We start from the raw sequence: 20,511 nt of genomic DNA on the forward strand, positions 1-20,511 counted from the left end.
ATGACCACGCTCTTGCACCTTTCGCCTCGTCGTCCCCTCGCCCGCCTGTTGCTCGCCCCGTTCAAGCCACGCCCACAGGACCTGCTCGCCCGCAGCGACCTGCCGGATTACCTCAAGCGCGATATCGGCCTGCTCGACGGCAACGCCGCTTTCTGAACTGTTGCCTGAGGGGGAGTATCCATCATGACCATCGCCGCGGAAGCCTTGAAGCAGAGCCGCCAGGTCATCGATATGTATGAAGCCTACGCGGACCGGTATGACGAGATCGTCGGCAGCGAGCCGATCGAACGCGTCCAGGCAGCGCTGAAGCGTCTCGCGGCTGAAGTCGGCACGGACGGCCAGATCCTGGAAATCGGTTCCGGCGCCGGACGCGAAGCAGACTTTCTGGAAGATCTAGGCCTGCATCTAAGGCGCACCGATGCGACGCGACGCTTCCTCGAGATCCAGGCGGCACGCGGCAAGCAAGCCGATCTTCTCGACGTCGTCGCCGACGAACTGGGCGGACCCTATGATGCGGTGGTCGCGCTCTGCGTCCTGTTCTATGTCCGTCGCGCCGAGATCGAAGCGGTTCTCGGCAAGGTCGCGCAGTCCCTGCGGCCCGGCGGCGTCTTCCTGGTCTCGATGCGCCACGGCGATGGCGAGAAGAACGGCGAGTACCAGACCGTCCTTTGGCGCCGCGACGACTTCGCGCGGCTCCTCGAAGACGCCGGCATGGCCGTTGTCTGGGACGAGTTTGCCGTCAACACCGGCAATGGCGAAGAATGGATATCCTTCCTGGCCGTGAAGGGGTCCTGAGCTGCCGGTGGCGGCCTGAAAAGGCTGCATCGTTGCGTCGAACTGCACCCGTTCATGTTTCGATTACTCGAACGCGGGCGACGCGAAGGCGGATGCAAAAGCACCGATCGCCGGAGCGTTTCCGTTTTTGACGGGAACGCTCCAGCTCTTTGTTTCTACGCAATTCCCGACGGAAACCCGCTGCACACTTCTCCTGGAATTGCCCGTTGTTTTCACGCAATTCCGGACGGAAAACCGCTACGCACTTTTCCTGGAATTGCCCGTTGTTTTCACGCAATTCCGGACGGAAAACCGCTACACACTTTTCCTGGAATTGCTTTAGCCCGATCACCGGAAGCTGACGCTCGCCTGCACCATACGATGCCATGCGTGCATGGCTTGCGGCCTATGCGGCAGGCATGGCAACAAATCCCGGCGCAGTTCGCGCTGCCGATTCCGGCATATCTCAAACACGACCCAACCCAGGAGAGCACAATGCACTTCGACAACCTGCGCCCCCGCTCCGGCCCTCTGCCCACCGACCTGCTCGCGATCTCGGACAAGATTTCAGATTGGCGCATAGAAGTGGTGGGACATGACTGATACGGCGAACTGGCTCGAACAACAGGCGATCTCGGAAGTCGAGTGCCTGGTACCTGACATGAATGGTGTGCTGCGCGGCAAGATCGTGCCTGCACCGAAACTGCTGGCGGCGCCCGACGATGCCGCGATCATGCTGCCGAACAGCGCCTTCATGGTGGCGGTGACCGGCCACTACACCGGCGCCATCGATGACGAAAGCGCCTACCAGGATGCCGACATGCGGCTCCAGCCCGACCTCGCCAGCCTTTGCCTGGCGGCGGGAACCCGACCCGGCCAAACCCCAACAAGAGCTTATGTCTTCTGCGATGCCTTTGCCCAGGACGGCACGCCGTGGCCGTCGTCGCCGCGACAGGTGCTGAAGTCGGTGATCGCGCTCTTTGAGGCGCGCGGCTGGCGACCGGTGATGGCACCGGAACTGGAATTTTATCTCACCGCGCCGAACCCGGACCCGACCATTCCGCCCGGCGCGCCTGTCGGCGTTTCCGGTCGCGCCGAGACTTCGGCGGCACCCTACGACATGGAAGCGCTCGGCGAGTTCCAGCCGGTCATCGACGAGATCTACCGGCAGGCCGGGGTGATGTCGCTGCCGCTGGACACGATGATCCACGAAACCGGCCCCGGCCAGCTCGAGATCAACTTCAAGCATGGCGACCCGCTGCGGCTTGCCGACCAGGTGCTGCTGTTCAAACGACTGGTTCGCCAAGTGGCGCGCGAGCACGGGCTGGCGGCCACCTTCATGGCCAAGCCCATCGCCGAGCAGGCCAGCAGCTCGATGCACCTGCACATGTCGGTGGTTGATGGGACAAGCGGCGTCAACCTGTTCGCCGACGCGGATGACGGCGACAGCACGCTGTTCTCGCATTTCATCGGCGGGCTGCAGGCCTATGTGCCGCAGGCCATGCCGCTGTTCGCGCCCAATGTGAACTCGTTCCGCCGGCTGAAGCCGGGGTTCAGCGCACCGAACAATGTCGAATGGGCGCGCGACAACCGCACCTGCGGCCTGCGCGTACCTGGCTCGAAACGCATCGGCCGGCGCGTCGAGAACCGGCTGCCGGGCGCCGACGCCAATCCCTATCTCGCCATGGCCGGATCGCTGCTGTGCGGCTATCTCGGCATCGAAGAGGGGCTGGAACGGCGGGCGGAAGCGCCAGCCAATGCCTACACGATCAAGCCCGATTTGCCGCGCACGCTGGAGGATGCGCTGGCGCGCCTCGATGGTTGCGAGCCGGTACGCCGGTTGCTCGGCCATACGTTCACCAACGCCTTCCTGCGCCTGAAGCAGGTCGAGCTCGACAACTTCCAGGGCGTCATCACCGCCTGGGAGCGCGATCACCTCTTCGGGAGGGTGTGATCATGGGCTTCAATTCCGGTCTTGATATGGAGCGGTCCTACTATGCGGCGACGGCCAGTCCGGCGCCGCATCATGCGCCGCTCGCCGGCGAGGTCGACACCGACCTCGTCGTGGTCGGCGGCGGCTGCACCGGGCTTTCAGCGGCACTGCACGCCGCCGAGCGCGGACTGAAGGTGGTGCTGCTGGAAGGCGGTCGCGTCGGCTGGGGCGCCTCCGGGCGCAATGGCGGGCAGATGATCGTCGGCCTGCGCAAGGGAGCGGAAGAGCTGGTCAAGCTCTACGGCCGCGAGCGCGCCAAGGCGTTGTTCGACCTCGCCTTCGAGGCGTGGGGGCTGGTGCTCGAGATGATCGAGCGCCATGCCATCGACTGCGACCTCAGGAAAACCGGCCACCTCGTCTGCGCGGTCAGCGACGGCGACATGGCCTGGTTCGAGCGCGAGGTCGAATGCCTGGCTTCGGTGATGGACTATCCGCACGCCAGCATCCTGTCCGCGTCGGAATCCTTCGACGCGGTCGCCTCGCGCTACAAGGGGGCGTTCTTCGACGCACTGGGCGGCCACATGCACCCGCTCAACTACACGCTGGGGCTGGCCCGCGCGGCAGCCGCCGCGGGGGTGACGATCCATGAGGGCTCACCGGCGCTGCGGCTCGACCGACGCGGCGGCATCAGGGTCGAGACGGCAAAGGGCGCGGTGCGCGCCCGCCATGCCGTACTGGCCGGTGATTCCCTGCTCGCCGGCATCGATGCGCGTGTGGAAAGCCGCATCATGCCGGTCGGCAACTATATCGTCGCCACCGAGCCGTTGGCCGACGCCGGGGAGATCATCCCCAGCAACGCTGCCGTCTCGGACTCGCGTTTCGTCGTCAACTACTACAGGCTCTCGGCCGACGGGCGCCTGCTGTTCGGCGGCGGCGAGCGCTACACGCCGAGCCCACCCGCCGACATCCAGGCCTTCGTGCGCCCGCATATGGAACAGACCTTCCCGCAGCTCAAGGGCCGCCGGATCGACTATGCCTGGGGCGGCCTGGTGTCGGTGACCACGTCGCGCTTTCCGCATGTCGGCCGCGACGGCGAGGTCTATTTCGCGCATGGCTATTCCGGCAAGGGCGTCATCCTGTCGACGCTGGCCGGCAAGCTGCTGGTCGAGGCGATGAGCGGAGAGACAGGCCGCTTCTCGCTGTTCGAAGGGCTGAACCCGATGCCGTTCCCCGGAGGCGCCGCGCTGCGCGGGCCGCTCTATGTACTCGGCATGCTGTGGTACGCCATGCGCGACCGGCTGAAGCACTGAGCCCAGGGCAAGCAAGCTGGCGAGGGCCTTGTGTCCCCGCCAGTTCTCTCGGACATCCCGGCCGGATTGGCACGCACTCATCTAAGCACGGTCTAATGCAATGTTAGGGTTTGGTTGCTAGCGTTCAGTGCAGGAGTGATGTTGGGGAGTATCACTTATGATCGCTCAAAGCCGTGCAGCCCTGGCTCCACGATCTGCCCGCGAGGACGAGCGTCCTCCATTCCTTGGATTTGCACTCGTCATCATAGCTGCAGGGTTCACCGTGACGGCGATCCTCGGCTGGCTGCTTCCCGCCCTGGGATAAGAAGGCCCGAGTCGGCAGAAACCGCACGCTTCGTCCCGCGCAGGAACTGCTGTTGACGGAGGCGTATGAATTCCCCCTCTCCGTCACCGCTTCTCCGGCGGCTAAGCCGCCGTAGGCGCCACCTCTCCCCCATTTCATGGGGGCGAGGAACCCAGTCGGACAAACGCTGCATTGCGGCAGCGATTCCTCGCCCCTGCCGGAGGCGGGGAGAGGTGGCTCGGGCGAAGCCCGAGACGGAGAGGGGGCCTTAGCTAGCGCCATATCCGATGGAATGGGAGAAGACGCCAAGGATTTCGCCAATCGTCAGCGCTGCGGCATCAGCGTAGCCTCCTGCCGTCGTGGCCGAAGATCAGCGCGTCATCCGGCCGAAACGAAATCGGCACGGAAGAGCCAAGGCCCTGATCGTGATAGCCACGGCGTTCGACCAGGAGTTTTTCGCCGCTGGACAAGCGGCCGTGCCAGATCGAATTGCCGCCCAGGTTCTCGATCAGGTCGATCTCCATCGTGAGCGCAACGCCGGCTTCGGCCCCGATCTCGAAATGCTCCGGCCGCAGGCCGACCGTCACCTGCTGGTCGCTGCCGGGCCTGGATGACAGGGCGGGTGCGAATGCGGTTTCCGCAAGACCGATCGTGCCATCGGGACGCATGGTGCCCTTGAAGAAATTCATCTTCGGCGAGCCGATGAAGCCGGCGACGAACGCGTTGTCGGGATCGCGGTAGAGATCGATGGGGCGGCCCTGCTGTTCGATGACGCCGCGGCGCAACACCACGATGCGATCGGCCATGGTCATCGCTTCGACCTGGTCATGCGTGACGTAGATCATGGTGGCGCCGAGCTGCCGGTGCAGCTTGGTGATCTCGACGCGCATCTGCACCCTGAGTTCCGCATCGAGATTGGACAGCGGCTCGTCGAACAGAAAAGCCTTTGGGTGGCGCACGATGGCGCGGCCGATGGCAACGCGCTGGCGCTGCCCGCCGGAAAGCTGAGAGGGCTTGCGCTTGAGCAGCGGCTGCAGCTGCAGCGCGGCCGCGGCCTCGGCGACGCGTTTCTCGACGTCGGCTTTGGCCATGCCGTTCATGGCGAGGCCGAAACCCATGTTCCGCTCGACGGTCATGTGCGGGTAGAGCGCATAGGACTGGAAGACCATGGCGAGTTCGCGATCGCCGGGCTCTATCGCGTTGACCCTCCTGCCCTCGATGAACACGTCACCCCCGGTGACATCCTCCAGGCCGGCGATCATACGCAGCAGGGTCGACTTGCCGCAGCCGGACGGGCCGACGAAAACGCAGAACTCGCCGGATTCGATGGCGAGATCGACGCCGTTGATGACGTCGACCACGCCAAAGGATTTCCTGACCGTCTTCAGCTCGATTGCGCTCAATGCATGGCTCTCCCTGCTCAACAGATGCTTTTGGACGAATTCAACCGGCCTTGCGCTGTGGCGCCGGCCCGTTGACCAGCCAGTCGAGATCCGCTTCCGACAGCGTTATGTCGAGCGCCCGCAGGCTGTCGTCCAGCTCGGCCAATGTCCTTGGGCCGATCAGCGGGACGGACGGGAAAGGCTGCGCGAGCACATAGGCCAGCGCCACGTGGATCGGGCTCTTGCCGAGGCGGCCGGCCAGTTCGATCGCCCGGTCGCGCCGGGCGAAATTGTCCTCGGAATACCAGACCCGCACCAGTTCCTCGCTGTCCAGCCTGTCGCGGCCGGCACGCTCGGTGAAGAAGCCGCGCCCCTGGCTCGACCAGGCAAAATTCGGCATCTGCCTTTGGATCAGCCACTGCCTCCAGGCAGCGTCGGACGAGGCGACGCAGCCGTCCCAGATCGGCACCAGCATCTCGGCCAGCGAAAAATTGTTCGACAATGCACCGGGAGCCTGCCTGCCGTTCTTTTCGGCATAGTCGATTGCCGCCGCCATGCGCTCGCGCGACCAGTTGGAGCCGCCGAACGGACCACGGATGCGGCCCGCTTGCACCTCGGCATCCATCGCGTCGACGAATTCGCCGACCGGCACCTCCTGATTGTCGCGGTGCATGAAATAGAGGTCGACATGATCGGTCTGCAGCCGGTCGAGCGACTGCGTGAGCTGCCTGCCGATCGCGTCGGGCGTGCAGAACGGCGTGTGGGCGCCCTTGCCGATGATCACCGACTCCGCGCGGGTGCCGCGATTGCGGTGCCATTCGCCGAACAGTTTCTCGGTATAGCCGCCGCCATAGACGAAGGCCGTGTCGAAGAGATTGCCGCCGGCTTCGAAGAAGGCATCGAGCAGGATCGCGCCGGACGAGAAGGTGCGGAAATCCTCGAAGCCCAGAGCGAGCACGGAAGACGGCTTGGTGACACCCGGTATCTGACGTCTGGGGATACGCGTGCCGTTGCGGGCAAGCTTGCGGCCCGAGATCGTGTTCGGGCGCCCGCCGGCTTTCTCGATGCCGTATTCGAGGCCGATCGCGGCGCGCCATCTGTCCATGACGCGCAGATTGCCCAGGCTGTCGGCCCAGCCCATGCCCGGCCAGACAAATTCCTGCCCGCCTGCCAGGATGGCGTCGCCCGCCGCATCGACTTCGAAGGAATAGAGCCAGCCCTGCTCGCGGACCTCGACGACCTGCCTGCCGTCGGCGGTGATGACGTCGATATGGCCGGTGCCGCCCTGCTTGCCGGAGGCAAACCAGAAATCGGCAACCTCGATGCGCCCCTTCGTGCCGAAGATACGCAGCACATTGTCCTGGGTGAGCGAGATGGAGCAGGAAACCTCGGCAACGATCCCGTTAGCGAATCTGAGGAGTGCCGAAGCCCATTCGTCGACGCCGGTCGCGCCGAGATGGCCGGCACCGGCAACACTTTCGGGATCGAGGAACGGCTTGCCCGCCGCGGCACCGGCGATCAGGCGGGCCATGGAAACCGGATAGCCGCCGACATCGAGGATGCCGCCGCCGGCCAGCTCATTGGCATAAAGCCGATGCTCGGGCATGACGGACGGCATCGCATAGCCGAAGCTGGAGCGGATCAGCCGCACCTCGCCGATGGCGCCGGCCTTGATCAGCTCGACCAGTTTCAGGGTCTGCGGATGCAGGCGGTACATATAGGCTTCGCCGAGAAACCGGCCGGCCTTGCGGGCGGCATGCATCATCGCATCCGCCTCGAAGGCGGTCAGCCCCATCGGCTTTTCGACCAGCACATGCTTGCCCGCCTCGAGCGCCTTGATAGCCCATTCGGCATGACCGGGGTGCGGCGTGGCGATGTAGACGGCATCGACGGCCGGATCATCGAGCAGCGCATCGTAACCCCGCAGGATGCGAGCGCCGGGAAAGGCCTCGGCGAGGCCCGGCTTTTCGGGGTCGCGCGTGGCGATCGCCGCCAGCACGCCGCTGCGCGAATGCGCGACGCCGCCGGCAAAAGCTTTGGCAATGGTGCCGGGCCCTATGATGCCCCAGCGGATCTTGTTCGACGTGCTCATGATGGTCTCCTGGATTGGCGGTGGGCTGAAACGGTCACTTGACCGCTCCGGCCGAGATTCCGGCGATGAAATGGCGCTGCAGGGCGACGAACAGGACGAGCATCGGTGCGGTGAGCACCACTGCCCCGACCATGATGCCGCCCCAGGACACTTTGGTGAGGCCGATCAGGCTGCCCAGCGCCACCGGCGCGGTCATCATCTCCGGCCGGCTGTTGACCAGCAGCGGCCACAGATAATTGTTCCAGCTGTGCAGGAAGAGGATGATCGACAGCGCGGCCAGCGTCGGCCGCGTCATCGGCAGCGCGATGTGGAAGAAGGTGCGCCATTCGCCGATGCCCTCGACGCGCGCCGCATCGAAGACCTCTTCCGGCAGCATGGTGAAGGACTGGCGCATGAACAGCACGCCGAGCGAATTGAACAGCGGCGGCACGATCAGCGCGAACCAGCTGTTGGCCATGTTGAAGTCGCGCGCCACCATGATGAACTGCGGGATGACGACGACGAAATAGGGCAAGGTGATCGTGCCGAAGATGATGCCGATCACCGCCGTGCGGCCGACGAAGCGATAGCGGGCCAGCGCCCAGCCGGCCATCGATGTGAGCGCCACCGAAATCAGCGTGTAGACCGACGCAACGCCGATCGAGATCGACATGGCGCGGATGAAATCCGTGTCGTGCTGCAGATTGGCGAAATTGTCGGCGAAGGCCGTCGACGGCAGCAATTCGATGCCCGCGCCGAAGATGCCGTCGTCGGGCAGTGTGGCGAAGACGAACATCGTCCACAGCGGGAACAGCCAGATCAGCGCCAGCGGCAGAAGCACGGCGTGGAGTGCCAGGGCACGACCCGTTCGGGCGGTGAACATCAGCGGCGCTCCTTTCCGGCCCACATGTTGAGCAGCGAGAGCGCCATGGCGATTGCCGCGATGGTGTAGGCGATGGCCGACGCATAGCCGAAGTTGAAGGACAGGAAGCCCTGTCGGTAGAGCAGCATGCCCAGCGTTTCGGTGGCACCGCCAGGACCGCCGCGGTTGGTGATGAGGAACGGTTCGGTGAACAGCTGCATGGTGCCGATGATCGACAGCACGATGCAGAACAGGATGATTGGCCGCAGAAGCGGCACGGTGATGAACAGGAACTGGCGTGTCTTCGAGACCTTGTCGAGGGTCGCGGCCTCGTAGAGGTCCTGGGGAATGGACTGCAGGCCGGCCAGGATCAGGATGGCGTTGTAGCCGGCCCAGCGCCAGGTGACGGCAATGATGATCAGCGCCATGGCCGCGGTCGGGTTCGAGGTCCAGGACACGGGCGCGATGCCGATCAGGGCCAGCAGCTTGTTGATGATGCCGAACTCGTAGTTGAACATCAGCCGAAACACGGCGGCATAGGCGACTTCGCCCACCACGACGGGTGCGAAGAAGGCGAAGCGGAACAGGCCGCGCGCCTTGAGCAGAGGCGAGTGCAGCAGCACGGCCAGCACGGTTGCCAGCGTAATCATCACCGGCACCTGAACGACGAGGATGATGAGCGTGTTCTTCAGCGCGTTGGCGAAGGCCGGATCGACCAGCAGGCGGCCCCAATTGGCCTGCGGCGCGAATGTCCACGGCAGGCGGCGCGTGTTGAGGAACGACATCCAGAACGAGCTGATGATCGGCCACACCCAGAAGGCGAGGAAGATCAAAAGGTACGGCGTCAGAAAACCGTAGGCGGTGAGTGTGCGGGGCCGCATTCCAACTCCAGGAGACGTGAGACGCCGGCGACGAGCGCAGGTTCGAGGGGCTAGAGCGTCCGTTGCGCGTCCGACTGGACGCTCTAGCCCCGCTGCCGGCACTGTCCTTGGTTGCGCGTGATCTTTGCCCGAAAAGTCTGCAACTTGTTCGGGATCACGCGCTGGGGAGGTTACTGGGACAGGGGCAGGCCTGTTGCCAGTTCGATCTGCTTGGCAGCGTCGTCGAGGGCTGCCTTGGCATCCGGATAGCCGCCTTCGATGTATTTCAGCTGCGTGGCGGTGAGGATCTTGTTGGCGTCGGTGAAATAGGTCGTGCCGCGGCTGGGCTTGACCTTGGGCAAGGTCGACAGCACGTCGACCCACACCTTCTGGTCGCCCCAATAGGGCTGGCCCGATTGCACGTAAGGGTCATCGAGCGCGCTCAGAAGCGACGGCACCAGCCCATAGGCCTTCAGCATGGTGACCTGGCCCTCGACCGTGCCCAGCGCGTAGCTGGTGAAGGCGTAGGCGGCTTCCTTGTTCTGGGAGGTCTCGGTGATCGCCAGCGACGAACCGCCGAGATTGGCCGCATGCGGGCCGTCGGCGGAGGCACTGGGCAACGGATAGACGCCCCATTTGCCGGCGAGATCCGGAGCGTTGGAACGGATCGTGCCTTCATACCAGCCGCCGAAGATATGCGTGGCGACCTTGCCGGCCTTGGTGGCCTGGATCTTCTCGTCCCAGTTGCCGGCGCTGACGAGGTTGGCGTCCTTCATCTTCTTGACGGCATCCAGCGCGGTGACGCAGCCGGGTTGGGTGACGGTGATCGAGGAGCCGTCCTGCGAGAAGTAGCCGCAGCCTTGCTCGTTCGAGATCATGCGGAAGAACTCGTCGTCGCCGTTGAGGTCGGCCTGGGTCATGATGACACCGGGATTGGCCTCCATGATCTTCTTGCCGGCGGCGACGAAATCGTCCCAGGTCTTGATGGAAGCGGGATCGACACCTGCCTTCTCGTAGTAGTCGCGGCGGTAGAACACGGTGACCGGACCGGAGTCCCAGGGCATGGCATAGACCTTGCCGTTCACCTCCAGTTCGACGCGCTTGAATTCGGGAAACAGCTGCGCCGTGGCGTCGGTATAGCCGAGCGTCTTCAGGTCGGCGAAGCAATCGGGAAACTGGTTCCAGAATATCTCGGCTTCCTGGTTTTCGACGGAGATGATGTCGGGCAGCCCGGCGCCGCCGGCGGCACAGCCGGCGAGCGTCTTGTCGAACACCTGCTGGTTGCCGAGGTCCTGGACATTCACCTTCACATCGGGATGTTTCTTGTTGAAGCCCGCGATCGTCTCCTTCAGCGACGAAGCGGCGATGTTCCAACTCCAGATGGTGATCTCGCCGGACTGGGCAAGTGCCGGCCCCTGGCTGAGCGCAAGCGCCATCGCCGCGCACACGAGTGTGGTACGCATCCTGTTCCTCCCATTTCGATTGCTCTCTCCCTGAGCATGCCGAGATTAGCGGCTGGAATCGGCCGGTCTCCCGCAAACGGAACATGAATTTGCCGAATGGTAAGGTGGCGGGCGGCATTGTCCGGCCCGGCTATCGTGGCCACTGGTTCCTCCCCCTCTTTAAGGGCAGACAATCGCCTATGGCGCGATGTCCCCCTCTCCGTCTCGGGCTTTGCCCGATCCACCTCTCCCCCATTTCATGGGGGCGAGGAACCCAAGCTGGAGAAGCGCCGGCGTTGCAGCTGCGGTTCCTCGCCCCTGCCGAAGGCGGGGGAGAGGTGGATCGGGCAAAGCCCGAGACGGAGAGGAGGAACTGATATGCAGTTACCCTCCCCTTCCGGGCAGGATTAGGGGTATTGGCCGGCAAAGCTGCAGCGGCCGCGCTTCCATTGCGCTTGGAAAGGACCGCGCTACACTGGACGCGGTTCTTCGCTTGCAGAAACAGGAGCTCCCGGCTTGGTGGACGGCAAGAGTGCAGGCGGTTCTTACTGGCGTACCGGCGCAAGCACGGTTGAAGCCTCCCCCATGCAATTGCAGATGTTCCACACCCACCCCACGCTCATGGAGGCACCGCACTGGCACGCCCAGGTCGAGGTGAACTTTATCGTGCAGGGCAAGGTCCATTACCTGATGGCCGACCGCGAACTGGTGCTAACCAAGGGCGATCTCTGCCTGTTCTGGGGCGGCATCCCGCACCAGATGGACTGGCGCAGCGACGATACGATTTATGCTGGCGCGCATCTGCCCCTGGTGCATTTCTTCAGGCTGAACCTGCCCACCGGCATCCAGCAGCATCTGATGGCGGGACAGGTGCTGATCCTGCGCGCGACCGACCCGGCCGACGGCTGCAACTTCGAGCGCTGGAACCTCTATGCCCGATCCGGCGATGCCGCCAAGGCCGCGCATGCCGTGAACGAGCTGCTGCTGCGCATCGAGCGCATGCGTTTCGAACCCTATGAACTGCTGCCCGGCGCGGCGGTTGCGGACACCGCCGGCGCGTTCGACCAGCGCGCGCTGCCGTTGGCGCTGCGCATCTGCGCCTACATCGCCGACAACTTCCGCGACGATATCAGCATCACCGACATCGCCGCCGAATTCGCCATCCATCCCAAATATGCGATGAGTGTCTTCCGGCGTTCGACCGGCATGACCCTCAACGAATATCTGAACCTTCTGCGCCTCAGCTATGCGCAGGCGATGCTGATGCGTGAGGACGCCAACGTCCTGCACATCGCCATGGAAAGCGGCTTCGGTTCGCTGAGCGCCTTCAACAAATCCTTCCGCAGGCTGGCCGGCATGACGCCCTCCAGCTTCCGCCGCGCGGGATCGACTGCCTGACCCCACGAAGGCTGTCGTGCAGCCTTCGCAGGAACAGGCGCATCACATGTTGAACATGCGCTTCAATGATTGCGCGAAGGTCTCGTCGTCCTGCTCGCTGCGCATGTCGATGAACATCTTCGTGTCGTTGCCGCTCGGATAACGCAAGCGGTCCGTATCGTCGGTCGCGGCAACGAAGATCGTCTCGGCGACGTCCGATGTTTCCGCCGCCGGCAGGGTGGCAAAGGCCTCCACGGTGCCCTTCACCAGCGCGGCATATTCGGGCATGGACTCGTCGGAGCTGAAGACGAGCGAACGGCTGCCGAAATCGGACTTGGTCATGCCCGGCTCGACCAGTTTCACCCGCACACCGATCGCGCCAAGCTCATAGGAAAGCGCCTCGGTGAGGCCTTCCACCGCGAACTTGCTGCCGTGATAGAGCGAGCCCAGCGGGAACGCGACGCGACCGCCCATCGAGCTGATGTTGACGATCGTGCCGCGCCCCTGTCGACGCATATGAGGAACCACCGCCCTGGTGACCGCGAGCAGGCCGACGACATTGGTGTCGAACTGCCTGCGGATGGTTTCGAGCGACGTCGCCTCGAGCGGGCCATAGGCGCCGAAACCGGCGTTGTTGACCAGGACATCGATAGAGCCGAACGCCCGCACGCCTTCGGCGACGGCATCGCGAATGCTTGCTTCGTCCGTCACATCGAGGCGCAGGACGCGGACATTGTCGAGCCGGTTGAGCTCGGTCTCGCTTTCCGGCGTCCGCATCGTGGCGACGACGTTCCAGTCACGGGCCTGGAACAGCCTGGCGGTTTCCCGGCCGATCCCGGTCGACGCGCCTGTTATGAAAACTGTCTGCGACATGCTCACTCCTTCGCCCACCGCATGCGGAGGGCCTTGCTTTGCGGCCCAGGGATTGAGGCCTGCGATGAAGGGGCATGTAACAATTCTGATTATGAAGATAATCTGCCGAAAACGGGAAGGGTCTTGAACTTCAAGTTCATAGTCGTAAGCTGCCGCACGGACCTGCCAACGATGCTCCGGACCGTCTTGACCCGATGAATCGCGACCTGTTCGACGGACTGCCGCACTTCCTGGCCGTTGCCCGCCATGGCAGCTTCACCGCTGCCGCCGAGGCGCTCGACATCAGCCCGACAGCGATGAGCAAGGCGATCAGGGCGCTCGAGACGCGCTACCAGACCAAACTCTTCCAGCGCACGACCCGACATGTGCGGCTGACCGATGCCGGCGCGGAGCTGTTCCAGCGCCTCGACCGCGCGGCCAACGAGATCAGCGATGCGCTGGCCACACTGAGCACGGCCCAGTCCGTGCCGGCAGGCACGCTGCGCCTCACCATCCCGCGAAGCGCCATGCGCTATCCGGTCCTGCCGATCATCGAGCGTTTTCAGGAGCTGTATCCGAGGGTGGTGCTCGACATATCGTTGAACGACGCGCTCGTCGATCTTGTCGCCGATGGCTACGACGCCGGCATCCGCCTGGGCGAGGCCATCGACAAGGACATGATCGCGGTACGGCTGACGCCCGGGAACAGATGGGCCATCGCCGCGAGCCCCGACTATCTCGCCCGTTCGGGCACGCCGAAACGGCTCGAGGACCTGTCGCAACACAAGGCCATCCTGTTCCGGTTCCAGGCCTCGCGGACGCTTCACATCTGGGAGTTCGAGCGCCGCGGAAGAACGATCCGCGTGAAGATGCCCCAGCAGTTGATCGTGGACGACCGGCTGGCTCTCGTCCGTCTTGTGAAAGCCGGGATCGGGCTTGGCTATGTCCAGGAGCCGGAAGTCCAGGAAGAGGTCGAACGCGGCGAACTGCAACTGCTGTTCGCCGACCAGATCGGCAAGGATGACGGTATCTTCCTCTATTTCCCGACGGCGATGCAGAGCCAGCCGAAGCTGCGCGCCTTCATCGATGTGGCCCGAACGATACACGCCCGATAACAGCACCGGTGCGACGACCAGCTTCTTGTGGGCTTCGCCATCTCGAAATTGCCTCGCCCGGCATCCTGTGGCATCGCCACGGCGCATTGTGCTCGCGCGAGTCTCTTGGTAGTTTTGACCAAAAGATAAAAAAGCCAGCCAGGGGAACCAAGCAACATGTCGACTTCCAGCTCTTTTACGCCGTCCCGCCGCACCGTCCTGAAAGGCGTCGGTGCCGGCGCCGCACTTGCCATGACCGGCGGCTTCGCCGGCCGCGCCTTTGCCGCCGATCCGATCAAGGTCGCGGCCGTCTATACGGTGCCGGTCGAGCAGCAGTGGGTGAGCCGCATCCACAAGGCGGCCAACGCCGCCAAGGAACGCGGCGACATCGAATATGTCTTCTCGGAAAACACCGCCAACACCGATTACGAGCGCGTGCTTCGCGAATATTGCGAGGCCGGCCACAAGCTGATCCTGGGCGAGGTCTTCGGCGTCGAGGACGCGGCGCGCGCCGTCGCCACCGACTATCCGGACGTCGCCTTCCTGGCCGGTTCCAGCTTCAAGCCCGACGCGGAGAAGCTGCCGAATTTCGCGACCTTCGACAACTACATCCAGGACGCCTCCTACCTCACCGGACTGATCGCCGGCGCGATGACCAAGTCGAAGAACATCGGCATGGTCGGCGGCTATCCGATCCCGGAAGTGAACCGGCTGATGAACGCCTTCATCGCCGGCGTCAAGGAAAGCGCCCCCGACACCAAGTTCCAGGTCGCCTTCATCGGCTCGTGGTTCGATCCGCCCAAGGCCAAGGAAACCGCCTTCGCGCAGATCGATGCCGGCGCCGACCTGCTCTATGCCGAACGCTTCGGCGTGTCGGACGCCGCCAAGGAGCGCAAGGTGCTGGCGGTCGGCAACGTCATCGACACGCAGAAGGACTATCCCGACACGGTGGTGGCTTCGGCGCTGTGGCATTTCGAGCCGACGCTCGACCACGCGATCGCGCAGGTGAAGGCCGGCGCCTTCAAGGCCGAGGACTACGGCGTCTATTCCTTCATGAAGAACGCCGGCTGCTCGCTGGCGCCGCTCGGTTCCTTCGACGGCAAGGTGCCGGCCGAGGTGATGGCCAAGGTCGCCGAGAAGGAGAAGGCGATCAAGGACGGCAGCCTGACGATCGAGATCGATGACAAGGAGCCGAAGTCGAGCTAAGCGGCGTCTCATGGATACGTCGCTCTCCCCGGCTCTCCGTCTTTCAGGCATCACCAAGCGTTTCGGTGCGCTGACCGCGAACGACGGCATCTCGTTCGAGCTCGGCCAGGGCGAGGTCATCGCCCTGCTTGGTGAGAATGGCGCGGGCAAGACGACGCTGATGAACATCCTGTTCGGCCACTATGTGGCCGACGAAGGCAGCGTCGAGGTGTTCGGCCAGGCGCTGCCGCCGGGTGACCCGAAGGCGGCGCTGGCTGCCGGTGTCGGCATGGTGCACCAGCATTTCACGCTGGCCGACAATATGAGCGTGATCGACAACATCGCGCTCGGCACCCAACCGCTGTTCCGGCTGAAACTCGATCGCTCGGCGGCGCGTGCCAAGATCGACCAGTTGGCCCAGGATTTCGGGCTGGCGGTCAAGGCGGACGCGCTGGTGGCGGACCTTTCGGTCGGCGAACGCCAGCGCGTCGAAATCCTCAAGGCGCTCTACCGCGACGCGCGGGTGCTGATCCTCGACGAGCCGACCGCCGTGCTGACGCCGACCGAGACCGAGGCGCTGTTCAAGACGCTGAAGCTGCTGGTCGCCAAGGGCCTTTCGGTGATCTTCATCTCGCACAAGCTGAACGAGGTGATGATGGCGAGCGATCGCGTGCTGGTGCTGCGCGCCGGCAAGCTGTCGGGCGAACGCCGCACAAGCGAAACCAATCGCCACGAACTGGCCGCCCTCATGGTGGGTCGCGAAGTCACGCCGCCTGTCGTGGCCACGGTCGAACGCGGCCCGCTGCTTTACGAGCTGAAAGGCGTTTCGACCGCGCGGCGCGCGCATGGCACGGCGCTGAAGGAGATCGAGCTTGCACTGCATGGCGGCGAGATCACCGGCGTAGCCGGCGTTTCGGGCAACGGCCAGGCCGCGCTCGCCGGCCTGCTCGCCGGCATGGAAGCGCCGGTGTCGGGCACGGTGCGCATCAAGGACGCCGCGGTGACGGCATGGTCGCCGCTGGCGGCATTGACTGCCGGCATTGCCCGCGTGCCGGAGGACCGGCACAGGCAGGGCGCCATCGCCGACATGAGCGTCAGCGAGAACGTCATCGCCGAGCGCTACCGCGACCGCCGCTTCAGCCGCGGCGGGCTTGTCGATTGGGTGGCGGCGCGAACCTTCGCGCAGTCGATCATCGACGACTACGAGGTGAAGTGCCCCTCGCCCGAAGCACGCATCCGGCTGCTCTCCGGCGGCAATATGCAGAAGCTGATCCTCGGCCGCGCGCTCGACCCCAACCCGTCCGTGATCCTCGCCAACCAGCCCTCGCGCGGCCTCGATGTCGGCGCCGTCGCCTACGTCCATTCCAGGCTGCTCGAAGCGCGTGCACGCGGCGCCGCGGTGCTGCTGATCTCGGAGGACCTGGAGGAACTGCTGGCGCTGTCCGATCGCATCGTGGTGATCTCGGAAGGGCGGCTGTCGAAACCCTCGGCACGCGGGAAGCTTTCGATCAGCCAGATCGGGGCGATGATGGCAGGGCACGAGGCGGCGTGATGATCAGCAATGAACGGCACCGCACGTGCCCCCTCTCCGTCTCGGCTTCGCCGAGCCACCTCTCCCCCGCGTTGCGGGGGCGAGGAACCCAAGCTGGAGAAGCGACGGCGCTGAAACTGCGGTTCCTCGCCCCTGCCGAAGGCGGGGGAGAGGTGGCACGCCCGCAGGGCGTGACGGAGAGGGGGCCTTCGCACTCCACGCGCTTACCCATCGGACCCCATCATGCGGCTTGAACCGAAACCGGCGCCGTCGCTGGCGATGTCGATCCTCTACCCGGTTGCGGCGATCGTCGTGACCTTCGTCATCGCCGGCGTGCTGGTGATGCTGGCCGGGGCCAATCCGTTCTCGGTGTTCCGGCTGGTGCTGAAGGGTGCGGCCGGTTCGCAATTCGCCGTCCTCGAAACGCTGACGCGCGCCACGCCGCTGATCTTCACCGGCCTTGCCGTTGCCGTAGCCTTCCGCGCCAAGCTGTGGAACATCGGCGCGGAGGCACAGCTCTACATGGGCGCCATCATCACCGTGGTGCTGGGCACCGGCGCGCTGCCGCTGCCGGCGATCATCCTGGTGCCGCTGGTGATGCTGGCCGCACTCATCGGCGGCGCACTGCTTTTGGCCGGGCCGGCCTGGCTGAAGCTGCGCTTCGGCGTCGACGAGGTGGTGACGACGCTGCTGCTCAACTTCATCGTGCTTTTGTTCGTCTCGATGCTGCTCGAAGGCGTGCTGAAGGATCCGATGGCGCTCGGCTGGCCGCAGTCGCCCAAGATCATCGCCGAAGCGCAACTGCCGCGCGTCATCACCGGCAAGCGCCTGCACTACGGTTTCGTCATTGCGGTGGCGCTCGCCGTCGGCCTGTGGTTCGTGATGAAGAAGACCGTGCTCGGCTACGAGATGCGCGCCGTCGGCCACAATGCGGAGGCCGCGCGCTTCCTCGGCATGCCGGTCAACGGCGTGCTGATGAAGACGGCGCTGCTGTCGGGCGGCATTGCCGCACTCGGCGGCTTCTCCGAGGTCGCCGGCCTCAAGGGCAGCCTGACGCTCGATCTGTCGCCGGGCTTCGGCTACACCGGCATCGTCGTTGCCATGCTCGCCATGCTGAACCCGATCGGCGTGGTGTTCTCCGCGATCTTCGTCGCCGGCATCTTCGTGGGCGCGGCCGCCATGAGCCGCAGCGCCGGCGTGCCGAGCTACATTGCCGACGTCATGGTGGCAACCTCGCTGCTGACCATGGTGACCGCGATCATGCTGTCGAGATACCGGGTGAAGTGGAAATGATGGACGCCGTCGAGATCCTCTTCACTGCAAGCTTCTGGGTCGCCGCGATCCGCATCGCGTCGCCCTTGATCTTCGCCACCATGGGCGAACTGATCTGCGAGCGTGCCGGCGTGCTCAATCTCGGCATCGAAGGCATCATGACTGCCGGCGCCTTCGCCGGCTGGTTCACCGTCTATATGGGCGGGGATCTGTGGACCGGGGTGCTGGTGGCCGCACTTGTCGGCATGGGTTTCGGCCTGCTGCACTCCCTGCTCACCGTGCCGCTCGGCCTGTCGCAGCATGTCGTCGGCATCGGCGTGACGCTGCTGGCGACCAGCCTGACCTACTATGTCTATCGGCTGGCCCTGCCCGAGGTGACGTCGCCGCCGAAGATCGAGCCGTTCCAGCCCTGGGCCGTGCCCGGTCTGTCGAAACTGCCGGTGGTCGGCGAAGCGCTGTTCACACAGACACCACTGACCTATCTCGCCTTCATCCTGGTCATCCTGGTGGCCTGGGGGCTATACCGCACGCCGCTCGGCCTTGCCGTGCGTGCGGTGGGCGAGAACCCGGGCGCGGTCGAGGCGCAGGGTATTTCCGTGACCGCCATGCGCATGGGCGCGGTGATGACCGGCAGCGCGCTGATGGCGATCGGCGGCGCGTTCCTGACCATGTCGGCCTTCAACTCGTTCTTCTTCAACATGATCAACGGGCGCGGCTGGGTCTGCATCGCGCTGGTGGTGTTCGGCTCCTGGCGGCCTGGCAAGGCGCTGCTCGGCGCCATCCTGTTCGCCGCCTTCGACGCCTACCAGATCCGGCTGCAGCAGCTCTCCGGCGGCGTGGTGCCCTACCAGGTCTTCCTGATGCTGCCCTATGCGCTTTCGATCCTTGCCCTCATTGTGGTTGCAAGACGGGCGACCTATCCAAAGGCCCTCATGGTCCCCTACCAGAAAGGCGAGCGATGAATTTCGACCTGATCGTCAAGACGGCAACGCTGGCCGACGGCCGCATTGCGGATATCGGCATCAAAGGCGACAAGATCGCGGCCATCGAGCCGAAGATCGAGGCCGAAGCCGGTCGCGTCATCGATGCGACGGGCAATCTGGTGTCGGCGCCTTTCGTCGATCCGCATTTCCACATGGACGCCACGCTGTCCTACGGCATTCCGCGCATCAACGCCTCGGGCACGCTGCTGGAAGGCATTGCGCTGTGGGGCGAGCTGAAGCCGCTTTTGACGCATGAAGCCGTGAAGCAGCGCGCGCTCGCCTATTGCGACTGGGCGGTGTCGATGGGCCTGCTCGCCATCCGCACCCATGTCGATACCTGCGACGACCGCCTGCTGGCGGTCGAGGCCCTGCTCGAGGTGAAGAAGGAGGTTGCGCCCTACATCGACCTGCAGCTCGTCGCCTTCCCGCAGGACGGGCTCTACCGCGCGCCGAACGCGCGCGAAAACACCATCCGCGCGCTCGACCTCGGCGCCGACATCGTCGGCGGCATTCCGCATTTCGAACGCACCATGGAGGACGGCCGCCGTTCGCTGACGGAGCTCTGCGAGATCGCCGCCAAGCGGGGGCTGATGGTCGACATCCATTGCGACGAAACCGACGATCCGCTGTCGCGCCATATCGAGCAGTTGGCCTATGAGACGCAGCGGCTCGGCCTGCAGGGGCGCGTCGCCGGCTCGCACCTGACCTCGATGCATTCGATGGACAATTACTACGTCTCGAAGCTGATCCCGCTGATCGCCGAAGCACAGGTGTCGGCGATCCCCAATCCGCTGATCAACATCATGCTGCAGGGCCGCCACGACAGCTATCCGAAGCGCCGCGGCATGACGCGCGTGCCGGAGATGCTGAAAGCCGGCATCCGCGTCGGCTGGGGCCAGGATTGCGTGCTCGACCCGTGGTATTCGCTGGGCACCGCCGACATGCTGGACGTCGCCTTCATGGGCCTGCATGTGGCGCAGATGTCATCGCCGGCCGACATGGCGCGTTGCTTCGACATGGTCACCAACGTCAATGCCGCGATCATGGGACTGGACCACCTCGGCATGGAAGTCGGCAAGACCGCCTCGATGGTGATGCTGGATGCCGGCAACCCGATCGAGGCCATTCGGCTCCGCGCCGAGCGGCTGTGCGTGATCGCGAAGGGCAAGGTGGTGGCTGAGCGGCCGAAGCGCGACACGGCGCTGAACATCGCCGGGCGGCCATCGAGCATCAACCGCCGGCACAGGGCGTAGAACAACGGGGCAGGCTTCGACGCGATCTTTGCCGCAAAGTCCAAATT

General features: G+C 64.7%; 18 protein-coding genes. 11 read left to right on the top strand and 7 right to left on the bottom strand.

The genetic code is table 11. The annotated features are described in order from the left end of the window. Positions 1-156: a hypothetical protein gene (locus tag AO692_RS33400; protein WP_162839669.1), complete on the top strand. Its 156-nt coding sequence runs from the start codon at positions 1-3 to the stop codon at positions 154-156. A gap of 27 nt (positions 157-183) precedes the next feature. Beyond that, entirely contained in the window at positions 184-795 is a 612-nt protein-coding gene (locus AO692_RS22140) for a methyltransferase (RefSeq protein ID WP_054312203.1), read from the top strand. Positions 796-847: 52 nt separating this feature from the next. Here the strand turns inward: AO692_RS22140 and AO692_RS33200 are convergent, their stop codons facing one another. After that, positions 848-1,162, bottom strand: a complete 315-nt coding sequence (locus tag AO692_RS33200) for a hypothetical protein (RefSeq protein ID WP_161808111.1) — start codon at positions 1,160-1,162, stop codon at positions 848-850. A gap of 207 nt (positions 1,163-1,369) precedes the next feature. Between AO692_RS33200 and AO692_RS22150 the strand changes: the two genes are divergently transcribed. Both AO692_RS22150 and AO692_RS22155 read left to right on the top strand, forming a co-directional pair. Then, complete coding sequence (locus AO692_RS22150) at positions 1,370-2,728, top strand: glutamine synthetase family protein (protein ID WP_054312205.1); 1,359 nt, start codon at positions 1,370-1,372, stop codon at positions 2,726-2,728. Between the two features lie 2 nt (positions 2,729-2,730). Further along, complete coding sequence (locus AO692_RS22155) at positions 2,731-4,017, top strand: FAD-binding oxidoreductase (RefSeq protein ID WP_054312206.1); 1,287 nt, start codon at positions 2,731-2,733, stop codon at positions 4,015-4,017. Positions 4,018-4,638: 621 nt separating this feature from the next. On the opposite strand, the gene ugpC is transcribed toward AO692_RS22155, so the two are convergent. The 5 genes from ugpC to AO692_RS22180 all read right to left on the bottom strand — a co-directional run bounded on the left by ugpC (position 4,639) and on the right by AO692_RS22180 (position 10,938). Next, the gene (gene ugpC / locus AO692_RS22160) at positions 4,639-5,703 is read right to left on the bottom strand and encodes a sn-glycerol-3-phosphate ABC transporter ATP-binding protein UgpC (protein WP_054312207.1); all 1,065 of its coding nucleotides are present in this window, start codon (positions 5,701-5,703) and stop codon (positions 4,639-4,641) included. Positions 5,704-5,743: 40 nt separating this feature from the next. Beyond that, the gene (locus AO692_RS22165) at positions 5,744-7,774 is read right to left on the bottom strand and encodes an aldo/keto reductase (RefSeq protein WP_054312208.1); all 2,031 of its coding nucleotides are present in this window, start codon (positions 7,772-7,774) and stop codon (positions 5,744-5,746) included. A gap of 34 nt (positions 7,775-7,808) precedes the next feature. After that, entirely contained in the window at positions 7,809-8,636 is an 828-nt protein-coding gene (locus AO692_RS22170; RefSeq protein ID WP_054312209.1) for a carbohydrate ABC transporter permease, read from the bottom strand. Then, the gene (locus AO692_RS22175) at positions 8,636-9,496 is read right to left on the bottom strand and encodes a sugar ABC transporter permease (protein ID WP_054312210.1); all 861 of its coding nucleotides are present in this window, start codon (positions 9,494-9,496) and stop codon (positions 8,636-8,638) included. The genes AO692_RS22170 and AO692_RS22175 overlap by 1 nt, the downstream gene beginning before the upstream one ends. A 170-nt stretch (positions 9,497-9,666) precedes the next feature. Beyond that, positions 9,667-10,938 (bottom strand): ABC transporter substrate-binding protein, encoded by a 1,272-nt coding sequence (locus AO692_RS22180; protein WP_054312211.1) that lies wholly within the window; start codon positions 10,936-10,938, stop codon positions 9,667-9,669. Between the two features lie 564 nt (positions 10,939-11,502). Between AO692_RS22180 and AO692_RS22185 the strand changes: the two genes are divergently transcribed. Continuing rightward, positions 11,503-12,315, top strand: a complete 813-nt coding sequence (locus AO692_RS22185) for a helix-turn-helix domain-containing protein (protein WP_054312212.1) — start codon at positions 11,503-11,505, stop codon at positions 12,313-12,315. A 42-nt stretch (positions 12,316-12,357) separates the two neighbouring features. On the opposite strand, the gene AO692_RS22190 is transcribed toward AO692_RS22185, so the two are convergent. After that, positions 12,358-13,167: an SDR family oxidoreductase gene (locus AO692_RS22190; protein ID WP_054312213.1), complete on the bottom strand. Its 810-nt coding sequence runs from the start codon at positions 13,165-13,167 to the stop codon at positions 12,358-12,360. Positions 13,168-13,361: 194 nt separating this feature from the next. On the opposite strand from AO692_RS22190, the gene AO692_RS22195 reads away from it, so the two are divergent. The 6 genes from AO692_RS22195 to AO692_RS22220 all read left to right on the top strand — a co-directional run bounded on the left by AO692_RS22195 (position 13,362) and on the right by AO692_RS22220 (position 20,464). Further along, positions 13,362-14,261, top strand: a complete 900-nt coding sequence (locus AO692_RS22195) for a LysR substrate-binding domain-containing protein (protein ID WP_054312214.1) — start codon at positions 13,362-13,364, stop codon at positions 14,259-14,261. Positions 14,262-14,417: 156 nt separating this feature from the next. Next, positions 14,418-15,446: a BMP family protein gene (locus AO692_RS22200; protein WP_054312215.1), complete on the top strand. Its 1,029-nt coding sequence runs from the start codon at positions 14,418-14,420 to the stop codon at positions 15,444-15,446. Between the two features lie 10 nt (positions 15,447-15,456). Then, on the top strand, positions 15,457-16,977 hold the full coding sequence (locus AO692_RS22205) for an ABC transporter ATP-binding protein (RefSeq protein WP_054312216.1): 1,521 nt from the start codon (positions 15,457-15,459) through the stop codon (positions 16,975-16,977). A 222-nt stretch (positions 16,978-17,199) separates the two neighbouring features. After that, entirely contained in the window at positions 17,200-18,249 is a 1,050-nt protein-coding gene (locus AO692_RS22210) for an ABC transporter permease (RefSeq protein ID WP_054312217.1), read from the top strand. Next, on the top strand, positions 18,249-19,190 hold the full coding sequence (locus AO692_RS22215; RefSeq protein WP_054312218.1) for an ABC transporter permease: 942 nt from the start codon (positions 18,249-18,251) through the stop codon (positions 19,188-19,190). Before AO692_RS22210 ends, AO692_RS22215 begins: the two co-directional genes overlap by 1 nt. Continuing rightward, on the top strand, positions 19,187-20,464 hold the full coding sequence (locus AO692_RS22220; protein WP_054312219.1) for an amidohydrolase family protein: 1,278 nt from the start codon (positions 19,187-19,189) through the stop codon (positions 20,462-20,464). The genes AO692_RS22215 and AO692_RS22220 overlap by 4 nt, the downstream gene beginning before the upstream one ends. Positions 20,465-20,511: the final 47 nt, after the last annotated feature.

The sequence above is a fragment of the Mesorhizobium sp. 1M-11 genome, from assembly GCF_001303895.1.
In the GTDB taxonomy this organism is placed as follows: domain Bacteria; phylum Pseudomonadota; class Alphaproteobacteria; order Rhizobiales; family Rhizobiaceae; genus Mesorhizobium.

Coding starts and splice junctions, on each gene's coding strand:
- AO692_RS22140 (WP_054312203.1), top strand. CDS start 184: ATGACCATCGCCGCGGAAGCCTTGAAGCAGAGCCGCCAGGTCATCGAT.
- AO692_RS22155 (WP_054312206.1), top strand. CDS start 2,731: ATGGGCTTCAATTCCGGTCTTGATATGGAGCGGTCCTACTATGCGGCG.
- AO692_RS22190 (WP_054312213.1), bottom strand. CDS start 13,167: ATGTCGCAGACAGTTTTCATAACAGGCGCGTCGACCGGGATCGGCCGG.
- AO692_RS22220 (WP_054312219.1), top strand. CDS start 19,187: ATGAATTTCGACCTGATCGTCAAGACGGCAACGCTGGCCGACGGCCGC.
- AO692_RS22180 (WP_054312211.1), bottom strand. CDS start 10,938: ATGCGTACCACACTCGTGTGCGCGGCGATGGCGCTTGCGCTCAGCCAG.
- AO692_RS22215 (WP_054312218.1), top strand. CDS start 18,249: ATGGACGCCGTCGAGATCCTCTTCACTGCAAGCTTCTGGGTCGCCGCG.
- AO692_RS22205 (WP_054312216.1), top strand. CDS start 15,457: ATGGATACGTCGCTCTCCCCGGCTCTCCGTCTTTCAGGCATCACCAAG.
- AO692_RS22200 (WP_054312215.1), top strand. CDS start 14,418: ATGTCGACTTCCAGCTCTTTTACGCCGTCCCGCCGCACCGTCCTGAAA.
- AO692_RS33200 (WP_161808111.1), bottom strand. CDS start 1,162: ATGGCATCGTATGGTGCAGGCGAGCGTCAGCTTCCGGTGATCGGGCTA.
- AO692_RS33400 (WP_162839669.1), top strand. CDS start 1: ATGACCACGCTCTTGCACCTTTCGCCTCGTCGTCCCCTCGCCCGCCTG.
- AO692_RS22150 (WP_054312205.1), top strand. CDS start 1,370: ATGACTGATACGGCGAACTGGCTCGAACAACAGGCGATCTCGGAAGTC.
- AO692_RS22195 (WP_054312214.1), top strand. CDS start 13,362: ATGAATCGCGACCTGTTCGACGGACTGCCGCACTTCCTGGCCGTTGCC.
- AO692_RS22210 (WP_054312217.1), top strand. CDS start 17,200: ATGCGGCTTGAACCGAAACCGGCGCCGTCGCTGGCGATGTCGATCCTC.
- AO692_RS22170 (WP_054312209.1), bottom strand. CDS start 8,636: ATGTTCACCGCCCGAACGGGTCGTGCCCTGGCACTCCACGCCGTGCTT.
- AO692_RS22165 (WP_054312208.1), bottom strand. CDS start 7,774: ATGAGCACGTCGAACAAGATCCGCTGGGGCATCATAGGGCCCGGCACC.
- AO692_RS22175 (WP_054312210.1), bottom strand. CDS start 9,496: ATGCGGCCCCGCACACTCACCGCCTACGGTTTTCTGACGCCGTACCTT.
- AO692_RS22185 (WP_054312212.1), top strand. CDS start 11,503: ATGCAATTGCAGATGTTCCACACCCACCCCACGCTCATGGAGGCACCG.